This is a genomic window from Polaromonas sp. P1_G4 (genome assembly GCF_056405475.1).
Window position 1 is genome coordinate 1 of record NZ_JBFUCA010000030.1, and the last position, 16,603, is coordinate 16,603.

Here is a 16,603-nt window from a genome sequence, read left to right on the forward strand (position 1 = left end):
GCCTTTAGCCAGAAGAACATCAACTGCTCGATCGCCGAAAGCATTGAGCGCTTTCGCCCCGTGGTGGAAGCTGCGCGTGAAAAAGGAATTTATGTGCGGGGCGCGATGTCTTGCACCGTTGGCTGCCCCTATGAAGGTGAAATTGCGCCTGAACGTGTGAGCATGCTCGCCGGCCTGATGAAGGGCATAGGCGTGCAGCATGTGGGGGTGRCTGACACGATTGGTGTGGGCACGCCGCTCAAGGTGCAGCGTGCCATGGAGGCGACGCTCAAACATTTCGACATCAACGATGTCTCCGGGCATTTTCACGATACCTACGGCCAGGCGCTGGGCAATACGCTCATGGCATTGCAGATGGGCGTATGGCAATACGACACCTCATCGGCCGGCCTGGGCGGCTGCCCGTTTGCCAAGGGCGCTACCGGCAATGTGGCGACCGAAGATGTCGTGTACATGCTGCATGGCATGGGCATTGAGACGGGCATTGACCTGGACAAGCTCATTGATGCGGGAAAATTCATCAGCGATTTTCTCGGGCGCAAGCCGAACTCCCGCGCGGCAACCGCGCTTCTTAACAAACGAATGAATTGACATGTGTGGTGCTGAACTGAAAGCGTTACCGGAGGGCGTGCAGCGGGTTGCCGCTGTACTGCTGGACAGCGGCCACCTGCATGCACCCGTCATGCTCGACGATGCCGCGCGCACCGCGCAGCAGGCAGCCGATGCACTGGGTGTGCAGGTGGGCCAGATTGCCAAGAGCATTATTTTTCGCCGAAAGTCTGACGATGCCGCCGTGCTGGTGGTGACGTCCGGCGACCAACGGGTTGATGAAAAAAAGGTCGAGGCCATGGTGTGTATCGATGGCAAGCGCCTGGCACGGGCCGATGCGGAGTTTGTGAAGGCGCGCACGGGGTTCTCCATAGGCGGCGTGTCGCCGCTGGCGCATGCCACGCCCTCCGTGACGCTGATTGACCGCTCGCTGTTCCGCTTTGAAACCGTGTGGGCGGCCGCGGGCCATCCGCATGCGGTGTTCCAGCTGTCGCCGCAGGAGCTTGAGCTGCTGACGGGCGCGCCGGTGGCAGACTTTGCGGTGAATGTGGACGAAGACAAACTGGCGAGGAAGCACGCGATCGAACTGGTCTCTCTGCGCGCGGCCACACTCGATAATGAGCCGGACGTTCCGTCGCCCTGCATTTCCGTGTGCCGCATGAACGCGGCGTCGGGCCTGTGCGAAGGCTGCTTTCGCACGCGCGATGAAATCGCGCAGTGGAGCGGGGCCGACGACACCGCAAAGCGCCATATCTGGACATCCATAGGGCAGCGCATGGCTGCGGTGCAGCCATGACCGGCGAGAACACAACGATGAAGCCGGCAGCCGGTGATGCGCCCGCGATCAAGCACATCACATGCTACTTCGACGTCATTTCGCCCTATGCCTTTTTGGCTTTTGAGCGCCTTCCAGAAGCGCTGAAGGGTGTGAGCTACAGCGTGGCGTACACGCCGGTGCTGTTCGCGGGCATGCTCAAGCACTATGGCCAGCTGGGCCCTGCGGAGATCGTCCCCAAACGCGACTGGACCTACCGGCAGGTGCTGTGGCTGGCGCACAGCCTGGGTATCGCGATGAAGATGCCGGCCAGCCATCCCTTCAACCCCTTGCCTTTGCTGCGCCTGGCTGTGGCCTGCGGCCCCGAGGGGCAGGGCGGTGCACCTAACCGCTATGCGTGCGAAACCATCTTTCGCCATGTCTGGGGCGAAGGCGGTGAAGCCGGCGATGCGGCCCGTTACGAAGCGCTGCTCAAGCAGCTTGCGCCGGCGCGCGATGTGCAGGGCGAGGGCGTGAAGGCGCAGCTTAAAAGCAATACGGAAACGGCGATTGCCAAAGGCGTTTTTGGTGTGCCGGCGTTTGAGGTCGACGGCAAAATTTTCTGGGGCCTGGATGCGTTGCCGATGCTGCGCGAGTACCTGCTCGGCAGCCCCTGGTTTGAGGGTGATGGCTGGAATGCCGCGTGTAAGGTTGCGACGGGCATCAAACGCGGTACCTAAGAAGGTTTTAAGCGTTTTCCCTGAGGTGCTTCGCATGCTGAAAAGTTCTTCAAGGGTTTCCCCTTGACTTGTCAGCCACGCATAAGTTTCGTGAAAGCTCCTGTTAGTTTCACGTCAGAGCTAGGTCAGCCACAACCAAAATAATGAAGGTAGCTTCCATACCGGAAGTCTCATTATTTTGGAGACAACATCATGGCAACAGCCGTCGACAACAGGCCGATGACAGCCGAGCAGAAGAAGGTGATTTTCGCCTCCTCGCTCGGCACCGTATTTGAGTGGTACGACTTCTACCTCTACGGTTCATTGGCAGCCATCATTGCCAAGCAGTTCTTCAGCGGACTGGATGCAGGCTCTGCCTTCATCTTTGCGCTGCTCGCTTTTGCAGCCGGCTTCATCGTGCGCCCCTTCGGCGCGCTGGTGTTCGGCCGCCTGGGCGACATGATCGGCCGCAAGTACACCTTCCTGGTCACCATCGTGATCATGGGCTTGTCGACCTTCATCGTCGGCCTCTTGCCCAACTATGCATCCATCGGTGTCGCCGCTCCGGTGATCCTGATTGCCCTGCGCATGCTGCAAGGCCTGGCGCTCGGCGGTGAATACGGCGGTGCAGCTGTCTATGTGGCCGAGCACTCGCCACAGGGCAAGCGCGGCGCCTACACCTCCTGGATCCAGACCACAGCCACGCTGGGCCTGTTCCTGAGCCTGCTGGTCATCCTGGGTGTGCGTACCGCCATGGGCGAAGTCGCATTCGCCGACTGGGGCTGGCGCATTCCGTTCATCGTGTCCATCCTGCTGCTGGCCGTGTCGGTCTACATCCGGTTGTCGATGAACGAATCCCCTGCCTTCCAGAAAATGAAGGCTGAGGGCAAAACCTCCAAGGCACCGTTGTCCGAATCTTTCGGCCAGTGGAAAAACCTGAAGATCGTGATCCTGGCGCTGATCGGCCTGACCGCCGGCCAGGCTGTGGTGTGGTATTCCGGCCAGTTCTACGCGCTGTTCTTCCTGACGCAGGCGCTCAAGGTCGACGGCCCCACGGCCAACATCCTGGTGGCTTATTCGCTGATCCTGGGTACGCCTTTCTTCGTGATTTTCGGGACGCTGTCCGACAAGATCGGCCGCAAGCCCATCATCATGGCCGGCTGCCTGCTGGCTGTGGTCACCTACTTCCCGGTGTTCACCGCGCTGACCAAAGCCGCCAATCCTGACCTGGCCGCGGCACAAGCCAAGAACAAGGTGGTTGTGACCGCCGACCCGAAAGAGTGCTCGTTCCAGTTCAACCCGACCGGCACCGTCAAATTCACCAGTTCCTGCGACATCGCCAAGCAGGTGCTGGCAGGCGCTTCGGTGAGCTATGACAACGTTGTCGCACCCGCCGGCACCGTGGCCACCATCAAGATCGGCGAAACCGCCATCTCCAGCTACACCGCCAAGGGCCTCAGCGCCGACGACGCCAAGAAGAAGGATGCCGAGTTCAAGAAAGCGGTCGCGGACGACCTGAAGGCTGCCGGCTACCCGAGCAAGGCTGATCCAGCCAAGGTCGACAAGGTCATGGTCACGGCCATCCTGTTCTATCTGGTGGTTCTGGTCACCATGGTGTACGGCCCGATCGCAGCCATGCTGGTGGAGTTGTTCCCGACCCGCATCCGTTATACCTCCATGAGCCTGCCGTACCACATCGGTAACGGCTGGTTCGGCGGCCTGCTGCCCACCACGGCTTTTGCCATCGTGGCGCAGACCGGCAATATGTACAACGGCCTCTGGTACCCGATCATCATCGCCGGCATGACGCTGGTGGTGGGCACCTTGTTCATCAAGGAAACCAAGGACGTGGATATTTACGCCAACGACTGATGGGTATTTGCGCCGGTGCGGGCCAGGAGCCCGCACCGGCCTTTTCAGGCTGAAAAGCCTTATGTTTTTTACGGGCCCTCGTCATCCATTTGCCGGGGGCTTTTTTTTGGGAGAAAGAAAGATGTGGAAAATTGTTGTGGGTTTTATCGTGATTGCCGGGCTGGCATTATTTCTGTTGAACAAGGGCGGCGATATTGATCTGGGCGGTGAAAAACATGGTGCTTCGCGGCTGGCTGCACCTGTTGTTATCACTGCTCTGGAAGCGCGTACGAATGGTTGAGTGAAGGGGTCAGGCTGACAGCGAGTGGCGCTTTTGCGTGCAGGACGTCGCCGCGATCATGCCCAGAAAAGGTGCGTTGCCGGTGAAAATGAGTTAAATTGAATTAACAGAGACAAAAACAACGATCACAGCGTCTCTGAAAATCAAGCACCTCATGGTGGCACCCTCGCGCATTTATTTGGAGATCAGCCGATGATTTACACCAAGACGGAAGCCGGCCAGACCGCCGTGCAGAACCGAACCGTCGCATTGACCCCCCGGCAGCGCTCTGCCTTCATCATGTTTGACGGCAAACGCAGCCTGGAGGATGTGGTCAAGGCCACCTCGGGGTTCGGCGTCACCGCAGAAGACATCAACCACCTGATTTCGCTGGGCCTGCTGGCGCCGCTGGCGGTGCAGCCGCCTGATGAGCCGGTTCCGGAGGTGTCGGCCCAAAACGCGGATGGCAGTCCTACCCTGAATGCGCAGGAGCATTATTCAAGGGCTTACCCCATCGCCACGCGGCTGACGGCTGCCCTGGGCCTTCGGGGTTTCCGCCTGAACCTGGCGGTGGAAGCCGCAGGCGACATCGACAAGCTCAAGGAGCTGGCACCCAAGATCAAGGAAGCTGTAGGCCCCGAGAAGTTCAAGGAACTCGAAAGCGCGCTTTACGGCTGAGCAAACCCGTACGGCTTGGCGCCGCAGGCGTGCGAATTCGCAAGCAGGGGCCGCGATCCGGCTACGCCGGGCGCAAGGCGCCTGTCCCCCCTGGGGGGAGGTGACGCTACACGAAGTGAGCGTCGGCAGGGGGGATTCTCTTTTCAAGCAGGGGCCGCGATCCGGCTACGCCGGGCGCAAGGCGCCTGTCCCCTTGGGGGGAGGTGACGCTACACGAAGTGAGCGTCGGCAGGGGGGATTCTCTTTTCAAGCAGGGGCCGCGATCCGGCTATGCCGGGCGCAAGGCGCCTGTCCCCCCTGGGGGGAGGTGACGCTACACGAAGTGAGCGTCGGCAGGGGGGTGCTATTTATCTCTTGAATTTTCCGTCGGTGCCGATGATGGACAGATCGGCAAAATCCAGCCCGGTATGGTCTTCGGGGCTGTAACTCACTTCCAGCCCGCCGATATCAATCTTGCGCATGCCCTCCAGGGCCGCCTGGAGTTTCTCGCGCGTGGGTTTGGCGCCTGCCCGGCGCAAGCCCTCTACCAACACCTTTGCAGCGGCAAAACCTTCCAGCATCGCGGGGCTCACGTCGGCTTGCCCCTTGGCCTTGGCCAGCTCCTGTGCTTCCTTCACCATGGGGAAGGCGATGGACCGCTCATACGGAAACACCTGCGTGACGATCACGCCACGGGCGTTGTCGCCCAGGCTTTTCACAAAGCCGCCCGAGGCATTATTCGAAAGCGTCACGATCTGCGCCGTGGAGCCGCCCGCGCGGAAGGCCTTGATGCCGTCGACCACGGCCTGCCCTGAGGCCACCATGATGACGGCCTGCGCGTTGGACTGGTAAACCTTGGGTGCGATCGGCGCGAAGTCGGGTTTGGAGCGGTCGAATTTTTCCAGTACAGCGGGCTGCAGCTTGGCAGTCGTCAGCCCTTTTTGCGCGCCCATCACGCCGTCAGCGCCGAAGCTGTCGTCGGCATACACGATGCCGATACGGGTGATGCCCATGGAATGCAGGTGAGTGACCGCTTTCTCGGCTTCACGCTGGTAGGTGGCGCGTACGTTGAACACATGTTTTTTGACGGGCTGGTGCAGCACCATGGCACCGGTAGAAGGGCCGACCAGCGGCACGCTGTTTTTGTCGAGCAGCGGAATGATGGCTTCGGTATGGGGTGTACCGCGGGTCAGGAACATGGCCAGCACGTTTTGTTCTTCAATCAGCTTGCGTGCGTTTTCGACCGCCAGCTTGGGATCGAATTTGTCGTCGAGCGACACCAGCTCAATCTTTTGCCCGCCCACACCGCCCTTGGCATTGACGGCGTCGATGTAGAGCTTGGCGCCTTCCGTGGTTTCCTTGACGCCGGCGCCCACGGGGCCAGTAAACCCTGCGGTCTGCCCGACAAGGAGTTGCGCATGGCTGGCCTGGGCCACGGCCACCATCGCGATGGCGGCGCACCATCTGCTGAGTTTTTTCATGTTGTTCACAGTGTTTCCATCCGGGGTGAAATGATGTATCCATAAGTGAAGCATGAAAGCGCAAAAAATGCGATCAGGAAAACCAGAAGCCGCCCTAATTGGCGTAGCTAAAAGTGTGCAAAAAGGACATTAATCCCTACATCCTGCACAGCCGGTTGCCCTGTCTAGAATGTTTGACCTCTTCAGGAAAGACTGCACTCATGTCCCAGGGAATCATCCGCATTCGCGGCGCGCGCCAGCACAACCTCAAAAACCTCGATCTGGATATCCGCACCGGTGAAATGACGGTAGTCACAGGGCCCAGCGGCTCGGGCAAATCCTCCCTGGTCTTTGACACGCTGTTCGCCGAAGGCCAGCGCCGCTATGTGGAGACCTTCTCTGCTTACGCGCGGCAGTTCCTTGACCGCATGGACAAGCCGGCCGTCGACAAGGTGGAAGGCGTGCCGCCCGCCATCGCCATCGACCAGACCAACCCGGTGCGCAGCTCGCGTTCCACCGTGGGCACCATGACGGAGTTGAACGACCACCTGAAGCTGCTTTACGCGCGCGCCGCCCAGCTCTTCGACAAACAGACCGCGCAGAACGTACGCCACGACACGCCTGAATCGATTTATGCCGAGCTGATGGCGCGCACCACAGAGGGTGATCCGCGCGTGGTGTTGACCTTCCCGGTCGAGCTGCCCGGCAACACCAGCGCCGAGCAGGTCGAGCAGTGGCTCTCTGTCAGTGGTTTCACGCGCGTGCATGCCCAGCGCGACGTGGCCACACCGGCCGGCCCGCACAAGCTGCTGGACGTGGTGGCCGACCGTTTTCGCACCCACGCGGTGGAAAAAGCCCGTGTGATGGAAGCTATCGAAACGGCGTTGAAGCGTGGCGGGCGCCTGAACATCTATGTACAACACGCAGAGGATGGTCAACCGGATGTGATGTGGCGCTTCTCCACGGGCCTGCATTGCCCCGACAGMGACCTGCGCTACACCAACCCCACGCCCTCGCTGTTCTCTTTTAATTCGGCCATGGGTGCCTGTGAAACCTGCCGCGGCTTTGGCCGCGTGATCGGTGTCGACTACGGCCTGGTGATTCCCAACGACAAGCTCACCCTGCGCGCCGGCGCCATCAAGACCATCCAGACCCCTGCCTGGAAAGAAGCGCAGGACGACCTGCTGCGCCACGCCGAAGCGGCGGGCGTTCCGCGCGACACGCCCTGGTACAAGCTCACGCCAGAGCAACAGGGCTGGGTCATCAACGGCACACCGGGCTACAAGGACGGCAACTGGAACAAGCAGTGGTACGGCATCAAGCGCTTCTTCGAATACCTTGAAAGCAAGGCCTACAAGATGCACATCCGCGTGCTGCTGTCGAAATACCGCAGCTACACGCAATGCGAGACCTGCGGCGGCGCGCGCCTCAAGCTTGAGTCTTTGCTCTGGCGCCTCGGTTCCAAAGAAGCCGCAGATGCGGTGCTGCCGCCCAGCCAGCGCTTCATGCCGGTGGGGGTGCAGTGGAGCCGCGAGCAGCTCGAAGCTCTGCCGGGCCTGGCGCTGCACGACCTGATGCGCCTGCCGATTGACAGGCTGCGGCAGTTCTTCAGCGGCCTTTCACTCGACGTGATGGGCGACGATGCCGAATTGCAGGCGCTCAAGTCGCTGTTCGAAGAAATCCAGACTCGCGTGAAGTACCTGTGTGATGTCGGCATCGGCTACCTCACGCTCGACCGGCAAAGCCGCACGCTCTCGGGTGGGGAAGTGCAGCGCATCAACCTCACCACCGCACTCGGTACCTCGCTGGTCAACACGCTGTTCGTGCTCGATGAGCCTTCCATAGGCCTGCACCCGCGCGACATGAACCGCATCACCCAGGCCATGCACCGCCTGCGTGACGCCGGCAACACGCTGGTGGTGGTCGAGCATGACCCGGCCGTCATGCTGGCGGCCGACCGCCTGATCGACATGGGCCCGGGCCCGGGCGAGAAGGGCGGCCAGATCGTGTTTGACGGTACGCCCGACGACATCAAACACGCCGACACCCTGACCGGCGCCTACCTCGGCTCGCGCAAGCAGGTGGGCATGGGGTTCAAGCGTGCGGTAACCGACAACACCCCGCGCCTCATCCTCGAAGGCGCGCGTGACCATAACCTGAAGAACCTGACCGTCGACTTTCCGCTGCAGCGCCTGGTTTGCGTAACGGGCGTCAGCGGCTCGGGCAAGTCCACGCTGATGCAGGACATCCTGGCGCCGGCCTTGCTGCGCCAGTTTGGCAAGGCGACTGAAACGCCGGGTTTGCACGACCGGCTAATGGGCGCTGACCACCTGACCGATGTGGTGTTTGTCGACCAGTCGCCCATCGGCAAGACGGCGCGGTCCAATCCCGCCAGCTATGTGGGGGCGTGGGACGCCGTGCGTGACCTGTTCGCGCTGGCACCGCTGGCCAAACAACGCAGCTACACCGCCACCAAGTTCAGCTTCAACAACGGCGACGGGCGTTGCCCGACCTGCGGCGGCTCGGGCTTCGAGCATGTCGAGATGCAGTTCCTCAGCGACGTCTACCTGCGCTGCCCCGACTGCGACGGCAAGCGTTACCGCGCCGAGATCCTCGAAGTGACGATTGAACGCAAGGCGATAGGCGACGTGAAGCCGCGCCTGCTCAATGTGTCCGACGTACTGGACCTCACGGTGAGCGAGGCGATTGCGCTCTTTGCGCAAGACCGCGAAGTGGTGCGTTCCCTGCAGCCCATCGTCGATGTGGGCCTGGAATATGTGAAGCTGGGCCAGCCCGTGCCCACGCTCTCGGGGGGCGAGGCGCAGCGCCTCAAGCTCGCGGGCTTTCTGGCCAATGCCAGCAAGACGGCGAGCGCCAGCAAGCAGGCGCTGGCACTCAGGCAACCAGGCCGTGGCACGCTCTTTTTGTTTGACGAGCCGACCACCGGCCTGCACTTTGACGACATCGCCAAGCTGATGCGCGCGCTGCGCAAGCTCCTCGAAGCCGGTCACTCGCTGATCGTCATCGAACACAACCTGGACGTGATCCGCTCGGCCGACTGGCTGATCGACCTCGGCCCCGAAGGCGGAGAGGGCGGTGGCCTGTTGGTGGCGCAGGGCACGCCCGAAGAAGTGCGCCAGCACCCGACCTCTCACACGGCGCTCGCCCTGCGCGAATACGAGCAGGCCATGGGCAAGGTGCACGGCGTTGAAGAGTCGCGTCCCAAGGTCTGGGCTACACGCCCGGCCTTCTCCAACCTGATCCAGATCGTCAACGCCAAAGAGAACAACCTCAAGAGCCTGTCGGTCGACATTCCGCGCGGCAAGTTCAATGTGGTGACCGGCGTGTCGGGATCGGGCAAGTCCACGCTGGCCTTTGACATCCTGTTCAACGAAGGCCAGCGCCGTTACCTCGAATCGCTGAACGCCTATGCGCGCAGCATCGTGCAGCCGGCGGGCCGGCCCGAGGTGGACGCGGTCTACGGCATTCCGCCCACCGTGGCGATCGAGCAGCGCCTCTCGCGCGGCGGCCGCAAGTCCACCGTGGGCACGACCACCGAGGTCTGGCATTTCCTGCGCCTCCTGTATGTGAAGCTGGGCATCCAGCACTGCACCAAGGACGGCGCGGCCGTGATGCCGCAAAGCCCTGAAAGCATCGCCGCGCAGCTGATCAAAACCTACCGTGGCCAGCACATCGGCCTGTTGGCCCCGCTGGTGATCGCACGCAAGGGCGTCTACACCGAGCTGGCTGACTGGGCGCGCCCGCGCGGCTACACGCATTTGCGCATCGACGGCGAGTTTTTGCCGACCACGGGCTTTCCGCGCATTGACCGATTCAAGGAACACACGGTCGAGCTGCCGATTGCCGACATCCATGTGTCGCCCGACAACGAGGCCGCCTTGCGTGCCGCGCTCGCGACCGCGCTGGAGCACGGCAAGGGCGTTGTCCATGTGCTGGCGCCGCTGGATGGTTTGCGCGGCGCGATGATGGCCGGCGCCAGCGCCAAAAACATCGGCAAGCTGATCGCCTTTTCGACCAAGCGTGCCTGCCCGATTTGTGCCACCTCGTATGCCGAGCTGGACCCGCGTCTCTTCAGCTACAACAGCAAGCACGGCTGGTGCCCCGACTGCGTCGGCACGGGCGTCAAGCTCACCAAGGAACAGCGCAAGGTGTTTGACGACTCGGTGATGGACGACGACAACAAGGGCCGCGAGCAAAGTTTTGCCGAACCCGAAGTGGAAGACGTGGCCGGCACCGCCTGCCCGACCTGCGAAGGCACGCGCCTCAATGCCAAGGCCCGCGCGGTGAAGTTTGCGGGCGTCGGCATTGCCGACATCGCAGCGCTGTCGGTGACGGACGTGCGGGGTTGGGTCGAAAAACTCGCGCTGCTGGGCCGTGAAGCCGGCATCGCGCGCGACCTGATTCCCGAGATCAAAAGTCGCCTCGAATTCCTCGAAGACGTGGGCCTGGGCTACCTCACGCTGGACCGTGGTGCACCCACGCTCTCGGGCGGCGAGGCGCAGCGTATCCGCCTGGCGGCGCAGCTGGGATCCAACCTGCAGGGCGTTTGTTATGTGCTGGACGAGCCGACGATCGGCCTGCACCCGCGTGACAACCAGATTTTGCTGAGCGCGCTGGGCAAACTCAGCGACCGCGGCAACACCCTGGTGGTGGTCGAGCATGACGAAGACACGATCCGCCGCGCCGACAACATCATCGACATCGGCCCCGGTGCGGGCAAGCGCGGCGGCACGCTGGTTGCACAAGGCACGGCGGCGCAACTGTCGGCTGTGCCGGAATCTCTGACGGGACGCTACCTGGCGAACCCGCTGATTCACCCGCTGCAGCTGCGRCGTGAAACGCGCAAGGGCGCAGCGCCGGTGGCCGTGTTGAAAGAAGCGCCCGTTGACGTTAACGCCAAGCCGGTGAGCAAACAGAAAGCGGCCACGCTCAAAGCAGCCGCGTTGAAAGCCGCCGCAGCCAGTGCCAGCGCGCTGCACAATACGGCCCCGGTGGCCGCCGGGCCTTTCACCTCCTGGCTCACCGTGGTCAATGCCGATCTGCACAACCTCAAGGATGTGTCGGTCACCGTGCCGCTGTACCGGCTGGTGGCGGTGACGGGTGTGTCGGGCTCCGGCAAATCAACGTTGGCGCGCGACGTGCTGCTGACCAATGTGCATGCGGGTGTCATGCAGCGCTCGACCAAGTCGGGCCGCGACGCCGACGACAAGGGCAAGACACCCGACTGGACCGGCTGCGAACGCATCGAGGGTTATGCGGCGGTAGACCGCGTGCTGGAAGTCGACCAGACGCCCATCGGCAAGACGCCACGCTCCTGCCCGGCGACTTACATCGGTTTTTGGGACACGATACGCAAGCTGTTTGCCGACACGCTGGAAGCCCGCGCGCGCGGCTACAGCGCCGGGCGCTTTTCCTTCAACACCGGCGAAGGCCGCTGCCCCACCTGCGAAGGCGCGGGCGTGCGCACCATCGGCATGAGCTTCCTGCCCGACGTGAAAGTGCTGTGCGAAACCTGCCACGGCGCGCGCTTTAACCCTGAAACGCAGGCCGTGACCTGGCGCGGCAAGAACATCGGCGACGTGCTGAAGATGGAAGTGGATGAGGCGATGGATTTTTTCTCTTCCATGCCCAACATCAGCCACCCGCTGCAGTTACTGAAAGACGTGGGCCTGGGTTACCTCACCCTGGGCCAGCCTTCGCCGACGCTGTCAGGCGGCGAGGCGCAGCGCATCAAGCTGGTGACCGAGCTCAGCAAGGTGCGCGACGACATCACGCGCCGCGGCCAGAAGGCGCCGCACACGCTGTATGTGCTGGATGAACCCACGGTGGGCCTGCACATGGCCGACGTCGAAAAGCTGATCCACGTGCTGCACCGCCTCGTCAACGGCGGGCACAGCGTGGTGGTGATCGAACACGACCTGGACGTGATCGCCGAAGCCGACTGGGTGATTGACCTGGGGCCGGACGGCGGCAACGCCGGTGGGCGCGTGGTGGCTTCGGCACCGCCTGAGGCTGTCGTCAAGCTCGGCACGCATACAGGGAAAGCCTTGGGAAGCGTGCTGAATAGATCCACCCCCGTCCAGGCTCACTCCGTGTAGCCTGTTCCCCCCTCGAGGGGGCGGCGAATTAGTTCACCCCGTCGGACGCTCACTTCGTGTAGCACCTTCCCCCTTCCAGGGGCGGCGCCTGCGGTCTGGCTAAGCCAGTCCCGCGGCCCCTGCTTGCAGGGGGTGTTTGTGATTTGCTATTGAATTGATAGCTGTTTGCGCTCGTCCTGTATGGTTGAAACGCATAAAACGCTTTAAGATTTGGCTGACGCCGACGTGACAACTTTCAGGTGTTGCCCTGATGCGACGGCGGCTTGCTGCACGCATGATATGGGCTTCAAGCCGCCATACTTTCAGGATCAGGAGATACACCGATGCAACGCCGTCCTTTACTGCAGATCACCGCCGCCCTGGCCATTTCCCTCGCTGGCGTGTGGGGTGCTGCCCATGCGCAAAAATTCCCGGTCAAACCGATCAAGCTGATCGTCGCCTTTCCGGCCGGCGGGCCGACCGACATCACCATGCGTTCGCTGGCCGACAACGCCTCGAAAATTCTGGGCCAGACGGTGATCGTCGAGAACAAGCCCGGCGCGGGCGRCACCCTGCCGGCCCAGCAGCTGCAAAGCGCGCAGCCCGACGGCTACACGCTGGCGCAGATTCCGCTGGGTGTGTTCCGCCTTGGCTACACCACCAAGATCAACTGGGACCCGGTCAAGGACATCAGCTACGTGATCAACGTGACCGGCTACGCCTTCGGCATCGTGGTGCCTGCCGACAGCCCGTTCAAGACCTGGGCTGACTTTGTCGCCTATGCCAAGGCCAACCCCGGCAAGCTGACCTACGGCTCGACGGGCACGCTGACCAGCCCGCACCTGACGACCGAGCTCATCGCGCAGAAGGCCGGCATCGAGCTGCAGCACGTGCCCTACAAAGGCAGCGCTGACCTGATGCTGGCACTGGTCAGCGGCCAGCTGATGGCGGGCGCCGACAGCACCGGCTTTGCGCCGCAGGTCGAAGCCGGCAAGCTGCGTGTGCTCAATACCTGGGGCGAGAAGCGGCTCGATAAATTCCCGAACGCGCCCACGCTGAAAGAGCTGGGCTATGACATCGTGCAGAACTCGCCCTTTGGCATAGGCGCACCCAAAGGTACGCCGCGCGAGGTGGTCAAGCGCCTGCACGATGCCTTCAAGAAAGCGATGGAAGAACCCAGCTATGTTGCGGCGCTGGGCYGTTACGACATGCTGCCCAACTACCTGAGCTCGGCGGACTACACGAAGTTTGCGCAAGACACCGTTGGGCGGGAGAAGGTGCTGATCGATAAGTTAGGCCTCGCCAAGCCCAACTGAAAGTAGGCACACCCCTATCGGGATTCACTGCGTGTAATCCCTTTTCCCCTTGCAGGGGACGAGGCTGGCGGCCCGGCGAAGCCGGTTCCGCGGCCTCTGCTGGCTTCTCGGTTTACTTACTGACGGGGTTGGCTAGCGCAAACAGTTCGTCGGCCAGCTGATCGGCTAGCGTCGGTTCAACGCCAGCGCCAAAAATCAACCGGTAAATGATGGGGGCCATCATGTGGTCCAGCACCTGCTGCACGGTGGGTGTGGCGTCGCCGCGGGTCTGGGCGCGTTTGACCAGAACCGTGGCTTCGTTGCGGCGGTTTTTCAGGCAGTTGGTTTCTTCTGATCCCGCCAGCGCGGCAGCGGCCTTCAGCAGCGAGGCATTGCCTGGCTTGTTGAGGTGGTTGATCAGTTCTTTGGCCCAGGCCGTGAGTTCGGCTTTCAGGTCGCCCGTCTCAGGCAAGGGGCGGTTCGGGTCCAGCCGCTGCTGAGCGGTTTCGCCCAGCAGGCCGTTCACGTCGCCCCAGCGCCGGTAAATGCTGGAAGCACTCACGCCGGCGCGCTCGGCCACGGCCGGCACGGTGACTTTGTCGCGGCCCTCCTGGGCAATCAGCTCTTCCAGCGCCTTGCGCACCACGATTTGCACCTGGGCGCTGCGTCCGCCGGGGCGTTTGTTCGGGGGTGTTTGTAGAGTGCTCATTAGGGCTAACTTTAACCTAAAGCAATGATCTTTGCGTTAATTTTTAAATTGGCGTAGAATTCTCAAACGCAAATATATTCGCTTTAAGAAAGTTGAGCGTTTCCCATGACCGCCCCTGCCTCTTCAAAGTCCTCTGCCACCCGTTGGCAGCTGCCGCCCGCAGCCGCCTTCCCGTTGCTGGCCATCCTTCTGTTYGCGTTCTTTGTGGCGGGCAGTGCGCCTTCGCCGCTGTTTGTCGTCTTCCAGCAGCAGTGGGGCTTTTCGCCGGCGCTGCTGACGGTGGCATTTGCGATTTATGCGATTGCGCTGCTGGCTTCGCTGCTGGTGGCCGGCTCGCTGTCTGACCACATCGGCCGTCGGCCCGTGGTGTTCACCGCCTTGCTGCTGCAGGCCGGCGCCATGCTGACCTTTTTGCTGGCCGACAGCATCAACGGCATCATCGCTGCGCGCATCGTGCAGGGCATTGCGACCGGCATGGTCAGCGGCGCGCTGACGGCGGCGGTGGTCGAGGCCGCACCGGCCGCGCAAAAACGCCTGGGCGCGATGATCGGCAGCGTCTCGCCGCTGGCGGGGCTGGCTGTGGGCGCGTTGCTCACCGGCATCGCCGTCAAGTTTGCGCTGCACCCGGTGCCGCTGGTGTTTGGTGTGCTGGTTGCGATTTGCGTCGTGGGTGCGGTGGCTACGCTCTTTCTGCCCGAAAGCGCCACGCCGCGCCCCGGCGCATTGGCCTCGCTGGTGCCGCGCATTTCGATACCGGTGCAGGCGCGCGCTGAATTCTTCCGTGGCGTGCCGACGATGCTGGCGGTGTGGTCGCTCGCGGGCCTGTACCTGTCGCTGGTGCCTTCCATGCTGCAGCAAATCTTCGGCATCCATGACGGCATCGTCAACGGCCTGGCCATTGCCACCTTCTTCGGTCTGGGCGCCGCGTCGCCAACTTTGCTGAAAAAACTGTCGCCGGTGCGTATGAGCGCCGTCGGCATGAGCTTGCTGGCTGTGGGTGCGGGGCTGGTGGCCGTGTCTTTGGCCACGCGCTCCGTGGCGCTGTTTTTTGCAGGAACAGCGCTGGCCGGTTTTGGCGGCGGCTCGGCTTTCTCTGCGCAGGTGCAGACCCTCGCGCCGCTGGCGCAGCCGCATCAGCGGGCTGAATTATTTGCCGCGCTGTATGCCACCAGCTATCTGGCCTTCAGCGTGCCGGCCATGCTGGCTGGGCGTTTGATTGCGCCGCTAGGTCTGCCCGCCACGGCGGAGGGCTACGCTGCGCTTGTATTGGCAGTGGCCGCATTGGGCGCTTGGTTGCGGTGGGGCTCAGTGCGCCGCGCGGCCGCCTGCCATTGACCAGCGGAGGCCGCGGAACCGGCTTTGCCGGACCGCAGGCCTCGTCCCCTGCAAGGGGAAAAGGGACTACAGGCAGTGAGTCCCGATAGGGGTGAGCAACATCTTCGCCACTTCGGTAAAGCCGGCACCGCGCTCGCCGTGCGTCACATAGCGCGGCAAGTGCGCCAGCTGCGGCACAAAGCGCGCGATGTTGGCCACGCCCACGCTGTTGGCGAAAGTCTTGAACATCAGTTGGTCGTTGGTCGAATCGCCCACATAGACCCATAGGTCCATCTCGGCGTCCAGGTCGCGCTGCCAGAGCTGCCGGACGATCCAGCGCGCGCCTTCGAGCTTGTTGTGGCTGCCATACCAGCCGTTGATGTGAATGCTGCTGACGGTGGCGTGCATGCCCTCGCTTTTCATCAGCGCCACCACCGCAGCGATTTGCGCGTCGCTCAGTTGCACAAATTCGCTGTGGTCAATGGCAATGTCGGTCTCGCGGCCTGGTGAATCGGTGGCGCGGTGCACACCTGGCATCTCGCACTCGATGCGCGCCAGCACGGACTGCATGCGAGCGAAGTTGGCAGCGCGTGTCGCGGAATCCTGTCGGTATATTTTTGATAGCTGCTTGCGCACGGCTGGTGCGGATTCCGGGACTTCTTTGCCTAAAACCTGCTCCGGCAGCAGCGCCACCGCACCATTCTCCGCCACGATGGCATCCACCGGCCAACTCGCCGCGAAAGGCTCGCTCCAGCCGACAGGCCGCCCGGTGATCGCCACGACTTTGAACCCTGCAGCTTTCAATTCGCCCAAAGCCTCCAGCGCATCGGGTGTGATTTCGCCCTCCGTGGTCAAGGTGTCGTCGATATCGGTGAAGACGCCGGTAATGAGTTGACGTTCTGTAACAGGCCACTGCT

Annotated in this window: 12 protein-coding genes; 9 read left to right on the forward strand and 3 right to left on the reverse strand. The window is 62.5% G+C overall.

Annotated elements, in window-relative coordinates; all coding sequences use genetic code 11:
• The 6 genes from AC1D1X_RS02935 to AC1D1X_RS02960 form a co-directional block, all read left to right on the forward strand.
• Window positions 1-591, forward strand: a 591-nt coding sequence (locus tag AC1D1X_RS02935) for a hydroxymethylglutaryl-CoA lyase (protein WP_477697804.1), incomplete at its 5' end; no start/stop codon positions are given.
• A gap of 1 nt (window position 592) precedes the next feature.
• Window positions 593-1,345, forward strand: coding sequence for a YbaK/EbsC family protein (locus AC1D1X_RS02940; protein ID WP_477670069.1), 753 nt, complete (start codon window positions 593-595; stop codon window positions 1,343-1,345).
• Window positions 1,346-1,392: 47 nt separating this feature from the next.
• Window positions 1,393-2,043, forward strand: a complete 651-nt coding sequence (locus AC1D1X_RS02945) for a 2-hydroxychromene-2-carboxylate isomerase (protein WP_477670215.1) — start codon at window positions 1,393-1,395, stop codon at window positions 2,041-2,043.
• Between the two features lie 192 nt (window positions 2,044-2,235).
• Window positions 2,236-3,894, forward strand: a complete 1,659-nt coding sequence (locus tag AC1D1X_RS02950; protein ID WP_477670068.1) for an MFS transporter — start codon at window positions 2,236-2,238, stop codon at window positions 3,892-3,894.
• 61 nt (window positions 3,895-3,955) lie between these two features.
• Window positions 3,956-4,174: a hypothetical protein gene (locus tag AC1D1X_RS02955; protein ID WP_477670067.1), complete on the forward strand. Its 219-nt coding sequence runs from the start codon at window positions 3,956-3,958 to the stop codon at window positions 4,172-4,174.
• A 192-nt stretch (window positions 4,175-4,366) separates the two neighbouring features.
• The gene (locus AC1D1X_RS02960) at window positions 4,367-4,831 is read left to right on the forward strand and encodes a hypothetical protein (protein ID WP_477648213.1); all 465 of its coding nucleotides are present in this window, start codon (window positions 4,367-4,369) and stop codon (window positions 4,829-4,831) included.
• A gap of 347 nt (window positions 4,832-5,178) precedes the next feature.
• Here the strand turns inward: AC1D1X_RS02960 and AC1D1X_RS02965 are convergent, their stop codons facing one another.
• A complete protein-coding gene (locus AC1D1X_RS02965; protein WP_477670066.1) occupies window positions 5,179-6,291 on the reverse strand; it encodes an ABC transporter substrate-binding protein in 1,113 nt (370 codons plus the stop codon).
• 200 nt (window positions 6,292-6,491) lie between these two features.
• Here AC1D1X_RS02965 and uvrA point away from each other — a divergent pair, with 200 nt between their 5' ends.
• Together uvrA and AC1D1X_RS02975 are read left to right on the forward strand one after the other, a co-directional pair.
• Window positions 6,492-12,389: an excinuclease ABC subunit UvrA gene (gene uvrA, locus AC1D1X_RS02970; protein ID WP_477697805.1), complete on the forward strand. Its 5,898-nt coding sequence runs from the start codon at window positions 6,492-6,494 to the stop codon at window positions 12,387-12,389.
• A gap of 323 nt (window positions 12,390-12,712) precedes the next feature.
• Window positions 12,713-13,684 carry a Bug family tripartite tricarboxylate transporter substrate binding protein gene (locus AC1D1X_RS02975; protein WP_477697806.1) on the forward strand — a complete coding sequence of 324 codons (972 nt, stop codon included), beginning with the start codon at window positions 12,713-12,715 and terminating at the stop codon, window positions 13,682-13,684.
• 112 nt (window positions 13,685-13,796) lie between these two features.
• Here the strand turns inward: AC1D1X_RS02975 and AC1D1X_RS02980 are convergent, their stop codons facing one another.
• On the reverse strand, window positions 13,797-14,372 hold the full coding sequence (locus AC1D1X_RS02980; protein WP_477670063.1) for a TetR/AcrR family transcriptional regulator: 576 nt from the start codon (window positions 14,370-14,372) through the stop codon (window positions 13,797-13,799).
• A 105-nt stretch (window positions 14,373-14,477) separates the two neighbouring features.
• Between AC1D1X_RS02980 and AC1D1X_RS02985 the strand changes: the two genes are divergently transcribed.
• Complete coding sequence (locus AC1D1X_RS02985; protein WP_477670062.1) at window positions 14,478-15,707, forward strand: MFS transporter; 1,230 nt, start codon at window positions 14,478-14,480, stop codon at window positions 15,705-15,707.
• A 66-nt stretch (window positions 15,708-15,773) separates the two neighbouring features.
• On the opposite strand, the gene AC1D1X_RS02990 is transcribed toward AC1D1X_RS02985, so the two are convergent.
• A partial coding sequence (locus AC1D1X_RS02990; protein ID WP_477697807.1) for an HAD-IIB family hydrolase occupies window positions 15,774-16,603 on the reverse strand: 830 nt, incomplete at its 5' end.